18 protein-coding genes are annotated in these 18,587 nt (G+C 44.2%); 4 read left to right on the forward strand and 14 right to left on the reverse strand.

All coding sequences use genetic code 11. The features are described from left to right. Positions 1 to 14: 14 nt before the first annotated feature. The 14 genes from IH879_03355 to IH879_03420 all read right to left on the reverse strand — a co-directional run bounded on the left by IH879_03355 (position 15) and on the right by IH879_03420 (position 14,249). Positions 15 to 230, reverse strand: coding sequence for a hypothetical protein (locus IH879_03355; protein MCH7673968.1), 216 nt, complete (start codon positions 228 to 230; stop codon positions 15 to 17). A gap of 306 nt (positions 231 to 536) precedes the next feature. Further along, on the reverse strand, positions 537 to 2,318 hold the full coding sequence (locus tag IH879_03360) for an MFS transporter (GenBank protein ID MCH7673969.1): 1,782 nt from the start codon (positions 2,316 to 2,318) through the stop codon (positions 537 to 539). Positions 2,319 to 2,636: 318 nt separating this feature from the next. Further along, a complete protein-coding gene (locus IH879_03365) occupies positions 2,637 to 3,194 on the reverse strand; it encodes a bifunctional nuclease family protein (GenBank protein ID MCH7673970.1) in 558 nt (185 codons plus the stop codon). A 265-nt stretch (positions 3,195 to 3,459) separates the two neighbouring features. Further along, positions 3,460 to 4,890: a SpoIID/LytB domain-containing protein gene (locus IH879_03370; protein MCH7673971.1), complete on the reverse strand. Its 1,431-nt coding sequence runs from the start codon at positions 4,888 to 4,890 to the stop codon at positions 3,460 to 3,462. A gap of 339 nt (positions 4,891 to 5,229) precedes the next feature. Continuing rightward, complete coding sequence (locus IH879_03375; protein MCH7673972.1) at positions 5,230 to 5,613, reverse strand: helix-turn-helix transcriptional regulator; 384 nt, start codon at positions 5,611 to 5,613, stop codon at positions 5,230 to 5,232. A gap of 12 nt (positions 5,614 to 5,625) precedes the next feature. Next, complete coding sequence (gene amrB, locus IH879_03380) at positions 5,626 to 6,864, reverse strand: AmmeMemoRadiSam system protein B (protein ID MCH7673973.1); 1,239 nt, start codon at positions 6,862 to 6,864, stop codon at positions 5,626 to 5,628. A 146-nt stretch (positions 6,865 to 7,010) separates the two neighbouring features. Next, positions 7,011 to 8,033, reverse strand: a complete 1,023-nt coding sequence (locus IH879_03385) for an alcohol dehydrogenase catalytic domain-containing protein (GenBank protein ID MCH7673974.1) — start codon at positions 8,031 to 8,033, stop codon at positions 7,011 to 7,013. Between the two features lie 113 nt (positions 8,034 to 8,146). Next, complete coding sequence (locus tag IH879_03390) at positions 8,147 to 9,223, reverse strand: aminomethyl transferase family protein (protein MCH7673975.1); 1,077 nt, start codon at positions 9,221 to 9,223, stop codon at positions 8,147 to 8,149. A 15-nt stretch (positions 9,224 to 9,238) separates the two neighbouring features. Next, entirely contained in the window at positions 9,239 to 10,264 is a 1,026-nt protein-coding gene (locus IH879_03395; GenBank protein ID MCH7673976.1) for a zinc-binding dehydrogenase, read from the reverse strand. Positions 10,265 to 10,388: 124 nt separating this feature from the next. After that, entirely contained in the window at positions 10,389 to 11,051 is a 663-nt protein-coding gene (locus IH879_03400; protein MCH7673977.1) for an HAD family hydrolase, read from the reverse strand. Between the two features lie 178 nt (positions 11,052 to 11,229). Next, positions 11,230 to 12,144, reverse strand: coding sequence for a ribonuclease Z (rnz, locus tag IH879_03405; GenBank protein MCH7673978.1), 915 nt, complete (start codon positions 12,142 to 12,144; stop codon positions 11,230 to 11,232). Between the two features lie 121 nt (positions 12,145 to 12,265). Then, a complete protein-coding gene (locus IH879_03410; protein MCH7673979.1) occupies positions 12,266 to 13,147 on the reverse strand; it encodes a DMT family transporter in 882 nt (293 codons plus the stop codon). Between the two features lie 195 nt (positions 13,148 to 13,342). After that, positions 13,343 to 13,624 (reverse strand): ferredoxin family protein, encoded by a 282-nt coding sequence (locus IH879_03415; protein MCH7673980.1) that lies wholly within the window; start codon positions 13,622 to 13,624, stop codon positions 13,343 to 13,345. Between the two features lie 58 nt (positions 13,625 to 13,682). Further along, a complete protein-coding gene (locus IH879_03420) occupies positions 13,683 to 14,249 on the reverse strand; it encodes a TetR/AcrR family transcriptional regulator (protein ID MCH7673981.1) in 567 nt (188 codons plus the stop codon). A gap of 165 nt (positions 14,250 to 14,414) precedes the next feature. On the opposite strand from IH879_03420, the gene IH879_03425 reads away from it, so the two are divergent. The 4 genes from IH879_03425 to IH879_03440 all read left to right on the forward strand — a co-directional run bounded on the left by IH879_03425 (position 14,415) and on the right by IH879_03440 (position 18,564). Continuing rightward, positions 14,415 to 14,978, forward strand: coding sequence for a Uma2 family endonuclease (locus IH879_03425; protein MCH7673982.1), 564 nt, complete (start codon positions 14,415 to 14,417; stop codon positions 14,976 to 14,978). A gap of 116 nt (positions 14,979 to 15,094) precedes the next feature. Then, the gene (locus IH879_03430) at positions 15,095 to 17,203 is read left to right on the forward strand and encodes a hypothetical protein (GenBank protein MCH7673983.1); all 2,109 of its coding nucleotides are present in this window, start codon (positions 15,095 to 15,097) and stop codon (positions 17,201 to 17,203) included. Beyond that, positions 17,203 to 18,306, forward strand: a complete 1,104-nt coding sequence (locus IH879_03435; protein ID MCH7673984.1) for a YncE family protein — start codon at positions 17,203 to 17,205, stop codon at positions 18,304 to 18,306. Before IH879_03430 ends, IH879_03435 begins: the two co-directional genes overlap by 1 nt. Before the next feature lie 33 nt (positions 18,307 to 18,339). Further along, entirely contained in the window at positions 18,340 to 18,564 is a 225-nt protein-coding gene (locus IH879_03440) for a hypothetical protein (GenBank protein ID MCH7673985.1), read from the forward strand. Positions 18,565 to 18,587 lie beyond the last annotated feature (23 nt).

An 18,587-nucleotide genomic window follows, 5' to 3' on the forward strand; every position in this document is an offset into this window, starting at 1 on the left:
AAAATTTGACAATGTTATTGGAATTTCTCCACAAAATTTGTACCGCGTCCATAGCAAACATCATCTGAATTTTTGCTCATTTTACTTTCAGAGGAAAAGTGCTCCAATTTACAAAGATTGGTTGGTAAATGTTTAAGAATTAAATCATACTCTTGTTCAATATATCTGAAAAAAAATGCTTCTTGTTTAGTTTTACTTTTGATTGCAAAAAATTCATAATTTTCATTCATTAAAGTTTTAATAATTTGAATATCTGCCTGTTAAGTAGCTGACTAGCTATTGCGTTTTAAGGTACATTATGTTTAAAATAAACGCAATCAATGTAGTAAATCAAACGAACAACAAAGTAGGCACTTCTATTAGTAAATTTTGTAAGTTTTTACTCCTCTGCCGGTTACTTTAGTTCTGCTTGTTGGATCTATTACTGTTATTTAGAATAAATTCCAATATTTTTGGATTTTATATAACTATTTTATATTTTTGTCGGTGTATTTTATATATTAAGAATTATATATAAGATAATTTTATTTATCATTTCAGTTTTTTTTCCCAAACTCCGGATCAACAGGAATCAACCTCGTTACGATGAAGGCAGGAATGGTTGAAATCATGATCCAAAAAAAGAAATGTGGATAACCGATGATCTCTTGCAGCCAGCCACTAAACATGCCCGGGATCATCATTCCCAGGGCCATGAATCCGGTGCAAATGGCAAAGTGGGCGGTCTTATGTTCCCCTTCAGACACGTAAATCATGTAGAGCATGAATGCTGTGAAGCCAAAACCGTAGCCAAATTGCTCCAAAGCCACCATAAGATTGATGATCCAGTAATTGTCGGGTTGAGTGTAAGATAAATAAACATAAACTGCGTCAGGAAGATTAATGGCCAGCAGCATCCACCAGAGCCAATATTTCAAGCCGTTTCTTGCGGCCAGAAAGCCGCCCAGTAAGCCTCCCAACGTTAGAAAAATAATTCCGACTGTTCCATAAACGAAGCCAAACTCGCCGGTGGTCAGCGCCAGGCCTCCGATCTCACGGGCATCCAGTAAAAACGGCCCCGCAAGTTTAACGAGTTGTGCCTCGGCAAAGCGATACAACATGAGAAATGCCAAAATTAAGCCGATATTTTTTTTCTTGAAAAACAACACGAATGTATTTAAGAATTCGGCTAAAATGCTTTTTCCGCTGGCAGAGCTGCCGGCGGCGTCGCTGGCAGGATAGGGTAAGGTCCTCTTGTGATAGAGAAAAAACAATAGAAACAAACCAGCCACCCCTAAAAAAGTAAACGACCAGGATAGAGGAATATTCCCAGCCCGGGCTCTGAATATCGCTTCTGACTGCGTAGTAAGCTTTGGGTCTAACTGGATCACTGCGGTAAACGGTTTGTTCCAGTTGTCTTGCGTGAAAACAAAATGATCCCCTTCCAGCAATTTCAGGCTGCTGTCCCCGGATTCCCGCCCGAAATTAACCACAACTCGGTCGACATTTTCCGGCCTTTTGGATAATCGAAAATATAAGAGGCCAACGTTGCCTACCAGATTTTCTTGCGATGCACTGGTTTCTTCGGGACCAAAATATTTTTTTAAGAAATTTTCAAGATTACTGACAACTAATCTATCCCACCACGATGATTCTTTAGTAGATTTAACTGGAAGTTGTTCAGCGGCAGATCGATAAAAGCCATTTTTCCTGTTCGATTCTTTCGCATAATTGATGATTGAGTCGGCCTTGTCACGGCTTAAAAGGGCAGTTGCAATGTTGAGCGTAGAAGGAGACGCCAAGAGCATGACCCGGTGCTCGCCTGGCGCGGCCTGCATGGATTCAGGTTCAAGATTGGCGTCTTCTCTAATCTCAATGCCAGGAGTGGCAACCACATGCGTCGTAACAGTCGGTAAACCCGTGATGCTCTCCAGATATCCCGCCAGGATGATCAAGAGTCCTTGACCGGAGATCATAGCAAATCTGTAGAACGTGCTTCTAACCCCCACAAACCACGCTTGCTGGTGTTTCGAAAGTCCCAACATGTAAAATCCATCGATAGCGATATCGTGTGTCGCCGAGCTAAAAGCGAGCAGCCAAAAAAATGCCAGGGAGTATTTGAAAAAACCCGCAGCTGGAATGGTCAGCGCCACGCCGCCCAAAGCCGCGCCGATGATGACCTGCATGAGGATGATCCAGAACCGTTTAGTTTTGAGATTGTCTACCAGGGGACTCCAAAGCGGCTTGATAACCCAGGGAAGATAAAGCCAGCTGGTGTAAAGAGCAATTTCAGTATTTGATATCCCTAATTTTTTGTACATGATAACCGAAACCATCATAACCAGGACATAGGGCAGGCCTTCAGCAAAATACAGAGTGGGTATCCAGCGCCAGGGGGGTATTGAGGTCTCGGGACCGTCTTGCGGCGGGTTTCTGTCCGAATGGTTCACAAAATTTCCCTATATGCGATGCAGGTTAAGTGGTTTTCGAATGCGGAAGCGAGACTACCCCGGCAAGAATCATTACAGCGTTGAGGGGTAGGATAAAGAGCAATTTAGTAATTAATAGTTTGATTGCCAACTAAAAACCAAATAAAAAAAGGCGTAACCGAATGTCGGTTACGCCTAAAAGTAGGGTAAAGCATTTGTTGCTTTCCGCTAATCTTCACGCTGTTTTCTTAATTCCTGAATTTCATCACGGAGTTTTGCGGCGTCTTCATACCGTTCGTCTGAAACTGCCTTTTTCATATCCAACTCCAGGCGGTCGAGTGCGTCAACCGGGGCTGCTGCAGCAATGTCCTCCTCATCGATTTCTTTGTCATCCACTGATGCTTTAGACATGACTTCATCGGAGACAAAAATAGGGGCATGCATTCTAAGTGCAAGGGCAATGGCATCACTTGGGCGGGCATCGATATCAGTGCTTTGGCCATTTAACTTCATGCTGAGCACGGCATAATAAGTATTTTCCCGCAGATCGCTTACCACGACCCTGGAAATTTTTGCTTTAACTGATTCGAGAAGGCTCTTGATTAGATCGTGAGTCAGAGGCCGGGGGGGAGAAACATTCTCCAACTGTAAAGCAATGGCCTGAGCCTCCGTATTTCCGACTACAATTGGCAGCCATTTATTGTTAACATCATCCTTCAATATAACGACGAACCGGTTCGTGTGTGCATCTAAAGTTACCCGATCGACTCTTACTGCAATCAACATTTAAAATTCTCCACAGGTTTGGATGTCTCGTCCTAATAAAAATTCGAACCGAGAATTTTATTGGTTATACAATACAGAAATAATTTCATACTGTCAAGTGAAATCTTAATTCAACTTTGTGCTTCTCTATATTTTTAGTAGTTTCCTTAAGAGTGTTTTGTTCTCTCTGAATTCAGAACAAAACGTATCAAGAAATACTTCCAATCATTAAGAAATGCCGAACCCCTATACTATATATCGTTTTAATCCCGCAAAAATTAACAAATCAATTATAAAGTTTCTGAAGAAAAATTCCTTGATAATAATGAGTTAAGATTTGATCGAATTTTTTTCCGGAGTGGGCCATACTTGCCGCCCCAACCTGACACATGCCAACTCCGTGTCCCCATCCGGCCCCTTTTAAAATAAATGTGTGTGTCAAGCCTTTCGATCTGCCCTTTTTCTTAACATAAAAACAACCGCTGTATAACGTCTTTTTTGAAAGCGCTTGTCTGATCGGAAGTTCCCTGTTTATTATAAATCGTTTCTTTGTACCGACAACCTCAAGATCAATTAGGCGGCCCGAAACGCCTCTTTTGAGCGGTACGAGGTCTATTAACTCTCCAAAATTCTCGCCGGTTTTTTCACGAATGATTTTTTCCAACTCCTGACGTTTGTATTCGACCTGCCAGCGAAAGTATTTTTTGCTGTAATTAATTGACTTCGGGCCATTTTTGCGTGCGCTGTTACAATACACATCCGGGCTGCTGTCTATCCATTTTCTAACATTGCTTTCTTCGCTTAGCGGCGTACTTAAACGATTCCGGTCTCTATCCAAAACACCGCGCAAATACTTTTTCGCGTTGATTAGCCAGACATTCTCATTATTCTCCGTATGCCCGCCGCAAACTCCGGCATAAAACGCTTCGGTGATTTCATTTCGATGAATCATAAATATGCCGCGCGTGCTCTCGACCGCCATGTCTGCTCTCTCCGCGTTTCTTGACAACCCGCTATAGACCTGACAGTGTACCTCATCACATAAATCAAACGGCTCAAAAGGGTGTCTTAAACCAATTTTGGAAACCGCTTCAACACGGGCGGTGATTGCCTGGGCTTTTAGTGATTCGTATGGAAATCCCGCCGGCATTTCGGAGGGAACGACACCTTTGAGATAGTCTTCCAAAAAGAGTTCGTTGATGGCCGTTATCATGCCGTCTTGATCCAACAAAAACTCGAAGGCCCCCCCATAGGTCCGGTGCTCCGTTGTCTCCCAGTGGAAGCCGCTGCCCACTTCCACATCAGCTAATTGAATTTGTGAGGCGCTTAACCGGATCGGCCCCGGTGAATCGAAACTATAGTTGTTATAAAGGTTCGTGAAGCGAAGAATTCCTTCAGAGTCGTTTTGGGGAATTTTTATTATTTCCGAATTGGTTTTTCCTTGAATCTTGCTTTGGTAGGTTTTCGCATCGCTTTCGCTAATAAATTTTTTATCTAAAACAATTTGATACACAGATTTGTGAATGTAAGGAATCGATAAATGGGTCGTCGCAATTTTATTGCTATGAACATCAAGGCCCTTGTTTTTGGCAAACCTGACAACCTCTTCTGCCTCGGATCTGTTTTTTCTCGTCCCCACCGCCAGCCGGTAAACGTATTCCGCGGGTTTGGAATCGATTGCTTCGATTTTCCAGCGACCGCCTTGCAACCCCTTCAAGGCAAAATCTCCTTTGCTGTTAACGAAACTAACTTTCCCTTCGACTCTAAAGTCAACTTGTGTTTGGCCCTGCAAAACTCCAACGCGAATAACAGGTTGCTCAGCGTCATTTCTTTCCAGGACTTTTTTCTTTTGAGTTGGTGCCTGGCATGTAATCCCAAAAAGAGAAAACACTATAATAAAAGCAACCAACCAAGCTCTGGGGAAATGGCATAGAAAATTATATATTTTAAAGGTCAATTTTTTCATCGATCGAAGAAGAATGGATTTCATTTTCTTTTTTTAAAAAGATAACCTAAAATAAATAAAATTTCAAATTTATTTTATTTCAATTTATTTTTACTTGCTTAATCGCTTCAAAATGAATTTCCCCAGAAAATGGATATTGTCCCCTTTTTGCAGGTAGTCAAAAAACTGCTTGCCCATCTCACGCCAAAGCGGGTCATTAACGTCGTAATAGATATTCTTGCCATCGCGCCGGGTCGTTACCAGGTCGGCGTTTCGCAGGAGTGAAAAATGATGACTGACGGTTGACTGATTCATTTCTAATGTTGTAGCGATTTCCGTTACCGTTAAAGGTCCTTTCTTGGCAAGCAGGAGCATAATTCGCAGCTTGCTTTCCTCGCTTACTAATTTTAAGATTTTGACCGCCTTTTTAATATACCCTTCAGGAAAAAATTCTGGTGCTGTCTCTTGAGTTTTGGGTTTGGTTTTAAAGTTCATCGTTTGGGCTGCTTAATGAAATACCATGCTGGCAAAAGTCACCGTCGAGTTGTGTTCGTCTACTTGAGTCTTTGAATAATTAAGTAAGGCGCCTCGTTTTGCATCAATGGTTTTTAAAAGAGTATAAATTGGTGAGAATCCGCAGACCCGATAGCAATCCTGGTTTTTCTCGACCGACCGCTGGAAACCTTTAAGATCGAGTGATTCAATTTTTGCGAGCAGCTCTTTATCGGCTTGCTCAACCCGGTTCAAAAACGCGGTGTCTGTCGGGCTTTGATCGCCGTACCGCGGTCCGACGTGGGAAAAGTCAACACTCGTAATCAGACAGACTTTCTTGCCAAATTCAGCGATGGTCTTTTTGAGGGCACGTGAGAAATTCTCGACGATTTTCTTCTCCCTTGGAAAGGCAGAACCGTTTAACATGTGATAAGAGAAGGAGCAGAGAATTGGAACAAAGGTAAAATCGCGTTTATTTTGAAAAAGGTGCTGCAGGAAAATCAACTGAAACTCGATGGTGTGCTCACTCTTGTGCGGCAAAATTTCATTGGGGTGGGTGTCGTAATTTGAGTTTAAAGTTTCAATAAATTCCAAATCGCATTTCGCCCTGCCAAACGGAGTTTCGAAATCTTTGGCCAGGATCGAATACAGATTTTCCAAACCGGAATGACCGGTTCCTAAAATAACAAAGCAATCAACATCTTCGGATTCTGCCAGGGCTTTATAGGCATATGTATAACACGGTCCGCCGGCGCGTATATCAATGTGTGGGGCAACTAAACCTTTTGGCGCTTGGCCGTTGTCCTTTGCCGTAACCGGGCCTGCCCCCTCCGGATTTTTAAAAAACTGATCGAGCTGAGTTCTGAGTTTTACTGGATCCGATTCGTAGCTTTGTCCTGCATGAGATGCCTCACGAACAGGAGAGTTGAGAAACGCTTGTTCAATCGCTTTGCGTTTTTGAACAAAGTTATCATTGTCCAGGAAGAGTTGTGCATCTAAATTGCGCAGGACTTCCGAGAGCTGCTCTTCAAAAAGAAAGTTCCCGAACGCACGATGGTATTCATTGCGAATATCCAGTTTCGAATGACTGCCGTCGAAGAATTGCAGCAAATAATAAACATCCGGAGAAAGAAGAATCATATCGGTTGCAATGCCGCCAGGATCCCGCAAACTAAACATCTGCCCACGCTCGGTTTGCACCGGGATTGCGTCGACATATCTGATTTTGGGGTATTCGCAGTTATTAGAAGACATAAATATCTAACTTTGACTTAAATTTGAGCCGCTCGTGCACAGAATTAACGAGGAGCGTGAACAGAGAAGCGAAGAGCGCAAAACAAGTATTGTTCGGACATCGCTTCTCGCTCCTCGGCGCGGTGCAATTGATAACCGCTCACAAGTTAATTCACCACCAGGGTCTTCAGCGATTCGCCTGCCTCAATGGTTTTGTCAATCGCTTCTTTGGCTTTATCTAAAGTGTACTTGTGTGTGACCAGTTTCTCAGCCGTGATTACCCCTTGCTCGATTAATTCCAAGGCTTCCAGGGTATCATTTGGGCCGCAGGAATAACTAAAAATCAGATTGATTTCATTAAAATATAGATGAAACGGATTGATTTGCAAAAATTTGTTGTCCGGAGTCGGGGTAAAAAACAGCGCTGTGCCGCCTTTCCCGACACACGATAAACCGGCTGCCATCGCTTTTATCGAACCGGGACCGATAATAACCAGATCCGCCATTTGACCTCGAGTCAGGCTTTTTACTTTTTCAATTAAATCTTCCGAAGCCACATTTATCACGGCATCCGCGCCGAATTCCTGAGCCTTTTCGAGACGATAAGGAACCAGATCTGCGCCGATAATTTGCCTGGCGCCAATGTGCCGGCCGAGCAAAATATGCATCTGCCCCATGACCCCTAAACCGATGACCAAAATAGTGTCACCGCTTTTCAAGCCGGCTTTTCGAAACGACTTGACCACGCAAGCCGTGGGTTCGATTAAGGAGCCGTCTTCAAATGAGAGGGCGTCCGGGAGTTTCAAAGTATCGCCGCGCAGATTTACAGCAGGAACCCGAAAGTACTCCGCCAGGCCGCCCGGGTCGATTTTGGCAGCTTTCCAGGTTGGACAGAGTGAGTACTGCTTTTTTCGGCAAAACTTGCAGTCAAAGCAGGGCGCGTGGTGGTGCACAAAAACCCGGTCACCCACTTTAAACTCTGAAACTTCACTGCCGACTTCTTCAATAATCCCGGCCGGTTCATGCCCGGGATAAAACGGCGCCTTTTTTTCGACGTACCAGTCCATGGTGTCGCTGCCGCAAATGCCGCAGGCTTTCATGCGTACAAGGGCTTCGTCACCACCGATTTCAGGAATCGGGATTTCTTCAAGGCGAATGTCCTGGAGAGTGTGGAGTTTGATGGCTTTCATTAATTCAAAGAGTTACTTTTTTAAGTGTTGAAGTAACAAGTTTTCTCACTTCGCGGAGTTTATCCTGAGTGTAATCGAAGGACTCGGTCGAAATGATTTTAAGAGCGATAACGTTAAATCTTAAAAGGCAACTTAACCAGTCTTCCACTAATTTCTTTTTCACTTGAACGAATCTGCACCTTTGCTCCCTCTTCAATAAACTTCGTCCGCACATATCCCAGAGCTATTTTTTTATTTAAATCGAATGAGTATGTTACGCTGGTGATATACCCGACTTCCCGGTCGTCCATAAAAATCGGATCTTTTTCGTTTGGCTGGGTGTCATCTTCCAGCACAATACCCATTAAATGTTTCTGCACTTTTTCATAAGTATCGAGTCGTGCCACCACTTCCTGACCGATATAGCACCCCTTATCGAAATTCACATACGGCAGCATATTTGTTTCATGCGGATTGATTTCTTCATCAAAATCTTTGCTGTAAACCGGCCAGCCGGATTCGATTCTCAAGGTTTCGTAAGCGTCTTCTCCCATCGGTTTCAGACCCACTCGACGACCCGAGTCAATTAAATGATCCCACAGTCCGCTCAAAGCATTCCCTTCGGTTATCAAATTAAAGCCCCTAAAACCGAGTTCATCTGTCCGGGAGATTTGCACCATATGATTGCTCCAATCGATTTCTTTGAAGTGACATTCCAAAAGGTCATCAAATTTAACGTCGAACAGCTTGCTTAAAAATTCCAACGACTTTGGACCAAAAATTGAGATCACTCCCCTATTCGAAAGAATTTCAGTTTTCGCATCTTCGATAAAAATATATTTTTCGATCCAGTCAGTTATTTTTTTTGCGTTGCCTGAGGTTATGAGCAGGCGCATTTCGTTCTCAAATTTAAATAGCATCACCCGGTCGACAATGCGGCCTTTTTCGTTGGTAAAAATATTGAACTGGCCTTCGCCCGGTTTCAGGGTGCGCACCTCGTTGGTGGACAGGCGATGCAGTAAATCAACGTGGTCGTTTCCAAAAATTCTTATTTGCCCGAAATAAGAACGGTCCATCAAAACCACGCCCTTTTTTGCGGCAGAGTATTCTTCTTTCACCGAGGTGTAAAAATTGGGGAGCTGCCAATTGTGGAAGTCCCCGAATTCTGCTCCTAAAGATTTTTGCTTTTCAAAAAGAATGGAGGTTTGCATGGCAGCGCTTTCTGATTAAGGCCGGATGGCGTATTTAATGCCCTTACCCTCGAGGAGCAAATCGAAGGCTTTACGGAGGTCGTTTAAAGGATATTTAGCCGTAATGAGCTTGCTGACTTCGATTTGTTTTTCAACGAGCAGTTGATAGGCTATCTCGACGTCTCCTGGGGTGTAATGAAAAGAACCCATTAGAGAGATTTCATCATAGTGCAAGCGGGCGGTATCCGCCATGATTTTCGTGTCCGGAGGACAGCCGCCAAAAAGTATGATTGTTGCCCCTTTGGAAGCAAGCGATATCGACTCTTCCCAAACCAGGGGGAGGCCGGTGCATTCGAAAATCCAATTCGCTCCGTAGCCTTTTGTAATCTCCTGAACCGTCTCAACAGAATTTTCTGTTACGGTGTTAATGACAAAATCTGCGCCCAACTCTGTCGCTATTTGCAGCTTTTGTTCATGTTTGCCGGCGACAATTATTTTATGAGCGCCTTTAATCTTTGCCATTAAAACATGTAACAGTCCAATGGGTCCTGCTCCGATGATCAGCACAGTATCCTCAGGAAAAATATGCAAGGGCTCGATACCATGGATAACACAGGCCAATGGTTCTAAAAAGCTGGCTTCTTCAAATGAGAGAAAGGCGGGTTTAATGAACATATTTTTTTCAACGATGCGGCGGGGAATTTTGATATATTCTGCATAGGCGCCCATCAGCCATTCGCGCATGGTTAGGGGGCACAAATTTTCCAATCGACGCCGGCAGTAGTAGCAGTCGCCGCAGGGCGCAGTCGGAACTCCCATAATGGCATCGCCTTCGTGATAGCCGTTCGAACTGGATCCGGCATCGACGATTCGGCCGGAGAACTCATGACCAAAGGGGGTCGGCATGGGCATTTTGGGATGACCGCGACGATAGGCTTTCAGATCCGTTCCACAAGTCAAAGCTGCTTCTATTTTCACGATGAGATCGCCTTTATTAGGGATTGGAAGTGGAATTTCACGCAGCTCAATTGAGCCCGGTTCAATCAGAAAATATGACTTCATTTATCCTCCCGTCCGTTCAATAGAATTCGGTCTGAAATTATTAAAAGAAGGAGAGAAAGTCAAGGCAAAAGCTTGAACGACCGGTAGGGAACAGTCGCGACTGTCCCTACGGTTGTCGCAGATTTTACAAAAGCCGAAGCAGTTCACTCAACTCATTTATCTTAGTACATTTTAAAGGGTCGAACCTTTTTAGCGGGTCAAATAGTACTGAAGTCAGCCCGGCATTCTCAGCGCCCAGGATGTCGATTTCATAGGAATCACCGACAAACAATGATTCGCCGGGGTCGGCTTTTATCTTTTTGAGAGCAAATTCAAAAATTTTCACATCCGGCTTGCGAATTCCAAACACGGACGAATCAACAATTGCATCAAAATATTCGGTAAGACCGCAATCGGTCAAAAGTTTCTCGATGCTGCCATCAGAGTTGGAAATTACCCCCAATTTATATTGCCGCTTTTTTAGTTCAGCGAGCGTTTCGACGGCGCTCTCTTCAACGAGACTCCACAAGTTCTTTTGCCTATTTTTCTCCCACAACCGGGCATAAATTTCTTTCACATTTTCTTCTTTAGCGCCGGCCATCTTCAGCCAGATGCCGAAATAAACATTCCACGACTGAGTTCCTTTTGCCTTTTGCGATTCGGCCAAAGCTTCATATTCCGCGTGCCTGATTTTGGCCACGGTTGCCTTGATTCCAAATTCGCGCAATACTTTTTGAATGACAAAATAATCCGGAAAAATGAGCGTGTTGCCCGCATCAAAAAAGATTGTTTGAATTTTATTTTTCATATAGAAAAAATGGGAAGCAGAATTTCACAAAAGAAAATTTAGCCACGGATTCGCACGGATGAAACACTGATTTATGAGTTATACTTTAAATAGTGAGTCAAGGCTAACATCAGTCTTTTCATTTTCTAACTCAATTTATCTGTGGAAATCCGTGTTCATCCGTGGCGATTAATTTGTCTTAAACCTGCACTCGCATTAAATCCTGGCCAAGAATTGTGTTCGGGAAAATCTTTGTAGCCTGCGTCAGGAATTCTTCTTCATCATTCTTCTCGTAACGAGCGCTGATGTGGGTTAGTAAAAGTTTTTTGGCCTCCGCCTCTTTGGCAATCTGCGCAGCTTGTGAGCCGGTTGAATGGTACGTTTCATCAGCACGTTCTTTTCGGGAATCATCGAATGTGGCTTCGTGAATCAGCAAGTCAGCATTTCGGGCAAGCTCGATTGAATTCTGACACGGCCTGGAATCGAGACAGATAGCAACTGTTTGCCCAGGACGTTTCGGGCCTAAAACCTGAGCTGGTTTTACTTCCTTGCCATTTGGTAAAACAATGGACTCGCCATTTTGTAGGCATGCTCTCAAGGGGCCGTCAGGAATCTCCAACTGTTCTGCTTTTGAGACGTCAAATTTGCCGGGCTTGAGTTTTTCCTCGAGTTTAAATCCCAAAGTTAAAATTCGATGCTCTAAAGGCAAAGCCGTTATTGAATATTCGTCAAAATCCCAAATAGTTTCCTCCCGGTCATTTTCAACCTCACAAATGGTAACTGGATAGCCAAGTCTGAAATCAGAAATTCGCTGCATAAAACCCATGTATTCGGCGAGTCCTTTTGGACCATATAAAAACAGCGGCTTTATACGGCCACCTAACTGCAAAGAAGTTATGAACCCAATCAGACCGTAAAAATGGTCGCCGTGAAAGTGGGAAATGAAAATGCGGGTCAATTTTCCCGGTTTGAGCTGAGCTTTTTGAAACTGCATTTGCGTGCCTTCTCCGCAGTCAAATAACAGAATTTCTCCAAGTCGAATTAGAGCGGTTGCGGAAGGCAAACGGGATTTTGTGGGCAGGGCTGCGCCTGTTCCTAAAAGAACGATTTCCATGAGGTTGATTAATTGTGAATTACAAATTATGAATTAAGAATTGCAAATTAAAAGATATAAAATATTCTTAATGTGTAAGAAACGTTTTTAAAGAACTCCTCAAGTGTGGACACTTGCGCTACTACTTGCCACTTGCGCGACGGTTGTGGTTGATTTCGCCTCGGAGAGCAAAAGCCACACCTGTCAAAATTACAAGTCCTCCGAGAGATTGCATGCCGGTTATTTTTTCTCCTAAAAGAAAAAAAGCCAGGATCGAGGCGCCAATCGGTTCGCTTAAAGTAATGACTGCAACTGTAGCTGCTGAAAAAAGTTTCAATGCCCAATTCAATGTCGTGTGTCCGATGACCTGCGGCACAAACGCAATTAAGAAAAATAGCAAATACGTATTTGCATTGTAATCAAAAAATGAGTTTCTCAGGAACCCGCTGATTAAAATTAGAAATAGAGCGGTGATTGAGTAAACGACCGTTACATAAGAAAAGGTGTCGATGCGAGCGCGGAGGACTTTTCCAATTAAAAAGTGCCCGGCGATTCCGATTGCGCCGGCCAGGGCTAATGCGTTTCCAAAAACAGAGTTTTTACCGACTCCGAGTTCCTTATAGCTTAGAATCACCGCACCAATTAGCGTGAAGGCAATGCCCCAAATAAGCAGTTTGCCGGGTTTTTCTTTCAAAAAAAAGATTGAGCCGATGGCGACAAAAACCGGTGAAGTTGAGACTAGAACGACCGAACTTGCAACCGAGGTGTAGCTCAAAGATGTGATCCAGGCTGCGAAATGCACACAAAGAAACAGGGCGGAAAAAAATGCCAGAGCGAGGTCTTTTTTATGGAAATCCTGCAAGGGGTTATTTTTTTTTACGCCAGCGGTGGTGATGAAAAAAAGAGAGGCGAAGGCGAGCCGGTACATGGCGATGACCATGGAGGGGGCAGCGCAGAGTTTAATTAAAATCGATGCCGAGGAGATGGCAATGATGCCGACCCCAAGTATGAGATATTGACGCATGGATTAAATTTTTAAAAGAAATGAGTTTGGTTACCGAAAAATATGAAGGAAATTGGAGAAAATCAAACTTTACTAACATTAGAGGTTTGGTAAAGCTATTGGCAAGCTTTAAAGCTTGAACACCCCAATAAAAAAAGCCACCTCATTCGCATTTCGAAACAAGGTGGCTTGAAAAAGTATCTTGGTAAAATTTAATTACGGGGGTGAACAGCCAAATGCCACGTAGTTGTATTCGGTGTATTTGCTCCATTTGTCGGGCAATTCATCTTCGGGGAAGATGGCCTCGACCGGACATTCAGGTTCGCAGGCGCCGCAGTCGATACATTCCTCCGGATGAATGTAGAGCATTGCCATATGAGCTTCATCACCCTCCGAGAGTTCGGTGTCTTCCACCTCATAAATGCAATCTACTGGACAAACATCAACACAGGCTTTATCCAGAACATCAACGCAAGGTTCAGCGATGATATAGGTCATGTTCTCACCTCCTTTTTAAAAATAATTTAGCTATCATTAAGAGTATCGTTATTTACTTTTATTTCTTTACCATTCTTAAACAGGTTTGGGTCACCTCCTCGATGACATCGTCATAGTTGACTGCGATGCGGCCATTTTTGAGGTAGAAAATCGTTTGCATGATTGTGCCCATGACCATTGCGCCCGCCAATTTTAAGTCCATTTTCCTGAAGATACCTTCTTTCTGGCCCAAGCGCAGAATCTTGGTGAGCATTTCTTTGGGCTTCATTTTTTCACGGGAATGTTTTTTCAATTCCGTCTGATGGGCAGCGATTATGAAACCGTAACTTCGCTGTTCGCGACGGGAAAATTCGAAGAAACCGGCGACAAATGCTTGCAGCATCTCCTCGGTGTTTTTGGTGTTTTTAAGATAACCTTTTAAGTATTTCCAGAAATAGTCCAGATTGTCCTCGAAAATACTTTCGGCAAGATCTTCTTTACTTTGAAAATGCCGGTAGATAGTGCCTTCGGAAATTCCGGCACGGAGGGCGATATCACGGGTGGTGGTGGCCTTGATACCTTTTCTCATAAACAACGCAAGGGCGGCATCGATGACGTCTGTTTTTTTGGTAAGTGGGCGTGCCATTTCTTTATAATAAGTGAGTGTTTACTTACATCGAGATTATAAGGAAATAAATTGTCCTAGTCAAGAAAAATTTTCGGGAAAATGAATTTTTATCGATGATTACTTTTCTTGACTTTTGATGCTCATTTATCTATTTTGTTTTATCTTAAATTTGGAGTGATAATTATGAGTTCAATGCCATCGTTGATCGAATCTCAACTCATTACCGGAGAGGAGCTTTTAGCAATGCCGGGCATCGGTCCTTGTGAACTGGTGGAAGGGAGGATAGTGCCAATGAGTCCGACAGGAGGGGAACATGGTTTTATCGAGGCGATAATTGTCTATGAACTAAAGGCTTTCGCCGATCAAAAAAAACTTGGTTGGGTCTTAACCGGTGAAACAGGCATATTTACTCGCCGAAATCCCGACAGCGTTCGGGGATCTGATGTTTTATTTATTTCGAAAAATCGACATCCCGAAAGACCTAAGAGAGGTTTTCTTGAAGTCGCTCCTGAATTAGTTGTGGAAATCATTTCTCCAACCGAGGTGAGGAAAGAAATTGACGAAAAAATTAAGGAGTACTTAAACATAGGCGTAAAATGGGTCTGGCTGATTGATCCAAAGAATCGCTGTTGCACGGTTTACAGATCTGAAACTGATGTGCAAAAGTTGACTGAAAATGATTCTTTAGTTGGAGATGAGATATTGGCTGGGTTCGAAATAAAGATCGCAAAGTTTTTTGAAGAATAGACCTTTCTAAATGGGACTCATCAAAAATTTTAGACTTGCTGTTCAAATTTTTCATTTTCTTGTTAAATTTTTTTTAAAAAATCATTCAGTTGTTCCATCAAAATCAGGAGGAATTCATGAATAGGATTAAACAAAATTTCATTCTTGTGGCACTAACGACAATGTTCATAGTCAACTCATCTCTTTGGAGCCAGGATGCAGAGGAGGATTCACTTAAACTGAAATTTAAATTTGAACCGGAGTCCATTCAACTTGGAGTTGGCGATACTGTCATTGTAAAAATTCAACTATTAAATGAAGCCGGAGAGGTTCACAAAATGCCGTTCATTCTGTTTGCCCGCGGCGCCGCTGCTCGGAGGTCTGTTGAAATTCTGCCGAGGCGTGTCAAAGGCGGCAGCGTTGACGCCAAGGTCATTGCGCATCGTCCGGGTACTTTTAAAGTCAATGCGAGAACGGTTACGATAAAAAGAGAAAATCGTATGAGAGGCGAAATACCGGTTGATGTGGCGTTCCCGGCGCTGGAAAAGATCACTTTTGTTAATCCGCCCGATCATATTTATACCGGAACTGCCATTGTAATTGAAACGCAAGTCTGGGATAAGGCCGGTCTTGAGCGCAAAGGGCTCGATGTTCGAATGACAATCAGCAATCCGCAGAAAGTTTCTATTGACGATTTTGGCAGTATAACAGCGCATAAAACCGGCTCTGTGACTTTACAGGCTGAAGTCGAAGATATTAAAGCCGAAATTAATATAAAAGTTTTGGCAAATCCGGTTGAGAAACTGGAACTTTCTGCAAATATGAAAGAAGCCCGCACCGGAGACGTTATCCAATTTAAGGCGGTTGCCAGAAATGGCTTGGGAAAAGTTATCGAAGATGCACCCGTCAGCTACTCGGTCATTGGCAAGCCGGAGCAAAAGCGTGGCACACCCGCTTCGGCTCTTATGGAACAGGACGGCAGGTTTGTCGCCGAGACGCCAGGGACTTACACGGTTATAGCTCACTCCGGTCCATTTGTTGACCGGCAGACCGTTCGCGTAAAGGCGCGGAATCTTAACACAAAGCTCGAGCTGGTTGGTCACGGCGAAGTGTTGGATGTTTACTCCTCCGACCTCTGGGTGTGGGAAGGCGCGGACGGCCGGGATTATGCCGTCACCGGAACCTGGGGTGCAAAGGGAGACACTTATTTTTGGGATGTCACTGATCCGGCCAATATGAAAACCATCGATACGGTTCGTGTGGATGCGCGCACGATTAATGACGTCAAGGTCTCGGAAGATGGCAAGATCGCCGTGATAAGCCGCGAAGGCGCTTCTAACCGAAAAAATGGCCTGGTTATTTTGGACGTTAGCAATCCGGCAGACGTCAAAATCATTTCAACATTTGATGACAAACTAACAGGCGGGGTGCACAATGTGTTTATTTATGATAAGCACGTTTATGCGGTCAACAACAGTGTTCGATATGATATTATCAATATTGAAGACCCGGCGAAACCCTACCGGGTCTCCCGGTTTGAGCTGCAAACGCCGGGACACGGGGTTCATGATGTTTGGATTGAAAATGGAATCGCTTTCTCCTCTAATTGGCAGGACGGGCTGCAACTGGTGGATATCGGCGGGGTGACTGCCGGCAGACCATTCCGGAAATTCGGTGAAACCGCCAGCCCGGAGATCAGCTCGCCGTTTATGGGGGGCGGTTCACCCACCAACCCGATTCAATTCGCAGGTTATGAATATGCCAGCGGCTGGAATCACGCAGCTTTTCCCTATTTAAATAAAGAAACTGGAAAATTTTATGTGCTTGCCGGTGATGAAGCCTTTCCTTATGGTTTGAGCGGCCCGAATAAAAAAATACCGGAAATTGCCGCCGGCTGGATTCACTTCGTGGATTTTACCGATCCGTTAAATCCCAAAGAAACGGCCCGCTACGAAGTTCCCGAATCAGGCTCCCATAACCTCTGGGTTGAGGATGATATGCTCTATGCCGCATTTTACAACGGCGGCGTGCGAGTGGTGGATGTGTCAGGAGACCTCATGGGCGATCTTTATAAACAAGGCCGAGAGATCGGCTGGTTTTTACCGATGCACCGCGATGCCAGCATTCCAAACGCACCGATGGTTTGGGGTCCTCAGCCGCACAAAGGCACGATTTTCTTCACCGACATGAACAGCGGACTCTGGGCTGTACGGATTGTTGAAAAGAAAAAAGAGGGTACAAACTGATGAAAAAATTAGCAGTTTATTTGATTTTTTCGGCCTTAATTCTTTTATGCTTTGGCGTGAATGTTGAGGCTAAGGCGAAGAAGTATTATGTTTATGTTGCTGCTGAATCTGAGGATGAAGTTGCGGTCGTTAAATTTGAAGGTAAGACCGCCTCGGTGGAAAAGCGCATTCCCGTTGGCGTCTGGCCGGTGGAGATCGAAGGGCCGCACGGCATGACCATTAGCCCGGATGGTGAGTACTGGTACCTCTCCATGGCACATGGCAAACCTTATGGTCATGTCTACAAGTTTAAGACCGGCACCGATGAAATGATTGCCCGGGTCGAACTCGATTTGTTTCCCGCGACCATGCAAATTTCCCCTGCGACTGGATTTCTCTACGTAGTGAATTTCAACCTCCACGGTGACCATGTGCCAAGCACGGTCTCTATTGTCGATCCTGAATCCATGGAAGAAGTCTATCGTGTTACAACTGGCGTTATGCCGCATGGCTCACGCCTGTCACCCGATGGCCTCAGGCATTACTCAGTGGCGATGATGACCGATGAGTTGTATGAAATTGACGCTATGTCTTTTGAAGTAAGCCGCACCTTATATTTAGCTGGAGAATCGAGTGCGAATGAGCATCACATGGCCGGTAAGGAGGCAATGCAACACGGTAAACCTAAGGCAAAACCGACCTGGGTCTACCCTCATCCGACTAAGCCGCAGGTTTATGTGGCAAACAACGGCGCAAACGAAGTCGTCGAGGTCGATCTGATCGACTGGAAAATCACCCGCAGATTTCCGACCGGGAAGGGTCCTTACAACCTTGAAGTGAGCAACGATGGTAAAATACTGGTGGTAAGTTACAAGTCGGAAGGCGCGACGGGTATCTGGGATTTGAAAAAAGGCAAGGAACTGGCTAAAATCCCTAACAGCCGCAAAGTTTCGCACGGGGTCGTCATTTCCCCAGACAGCCGTTACGCCTTTGTCTCTGTTGAAGGCAAGGGCGGTGAGCCCGGCGCGGTTGATGTGTTCGATTTAGAGAAACTCAAACATGTTGCGACCGCGGAGGTTGGTAAACAGGCGGGGGGGATTGCATTCTGGAAGATGGAAGAGTAGTGAAAATGTGTCTAAGACCAAAGACGTAATACGATGCAGGGGTATTTAAGCCAACAAAAAATACCTTCTTTCCAAGAAACTGAAACTTGTAATTATCAGAATATTGATTTTCTAAAGTTCCTCTTGTCCAAAGAAGGATACATTCAAAAATATGTTGAAAGATATACGCCGTCTGGCAATAGAAGAAAATATTCTGGTTCTCAGTATGCCAAGGTCACATATCAAGTTGCTGCAGTGGATGCAAGGGCTGTAGTTTGAGTAAGTTAGTTCACTCTTCTGTC

This window comes from candidate division KSB1 bacterium (assembly GCA_022562085.1).
Taxonomy (GTDB): Bacteria; Zhuqueibacterota; Zhuqueibacteria; order Oceanimicrobiales; family Oceanimicrobiaceae; genus Oceanimicrobium.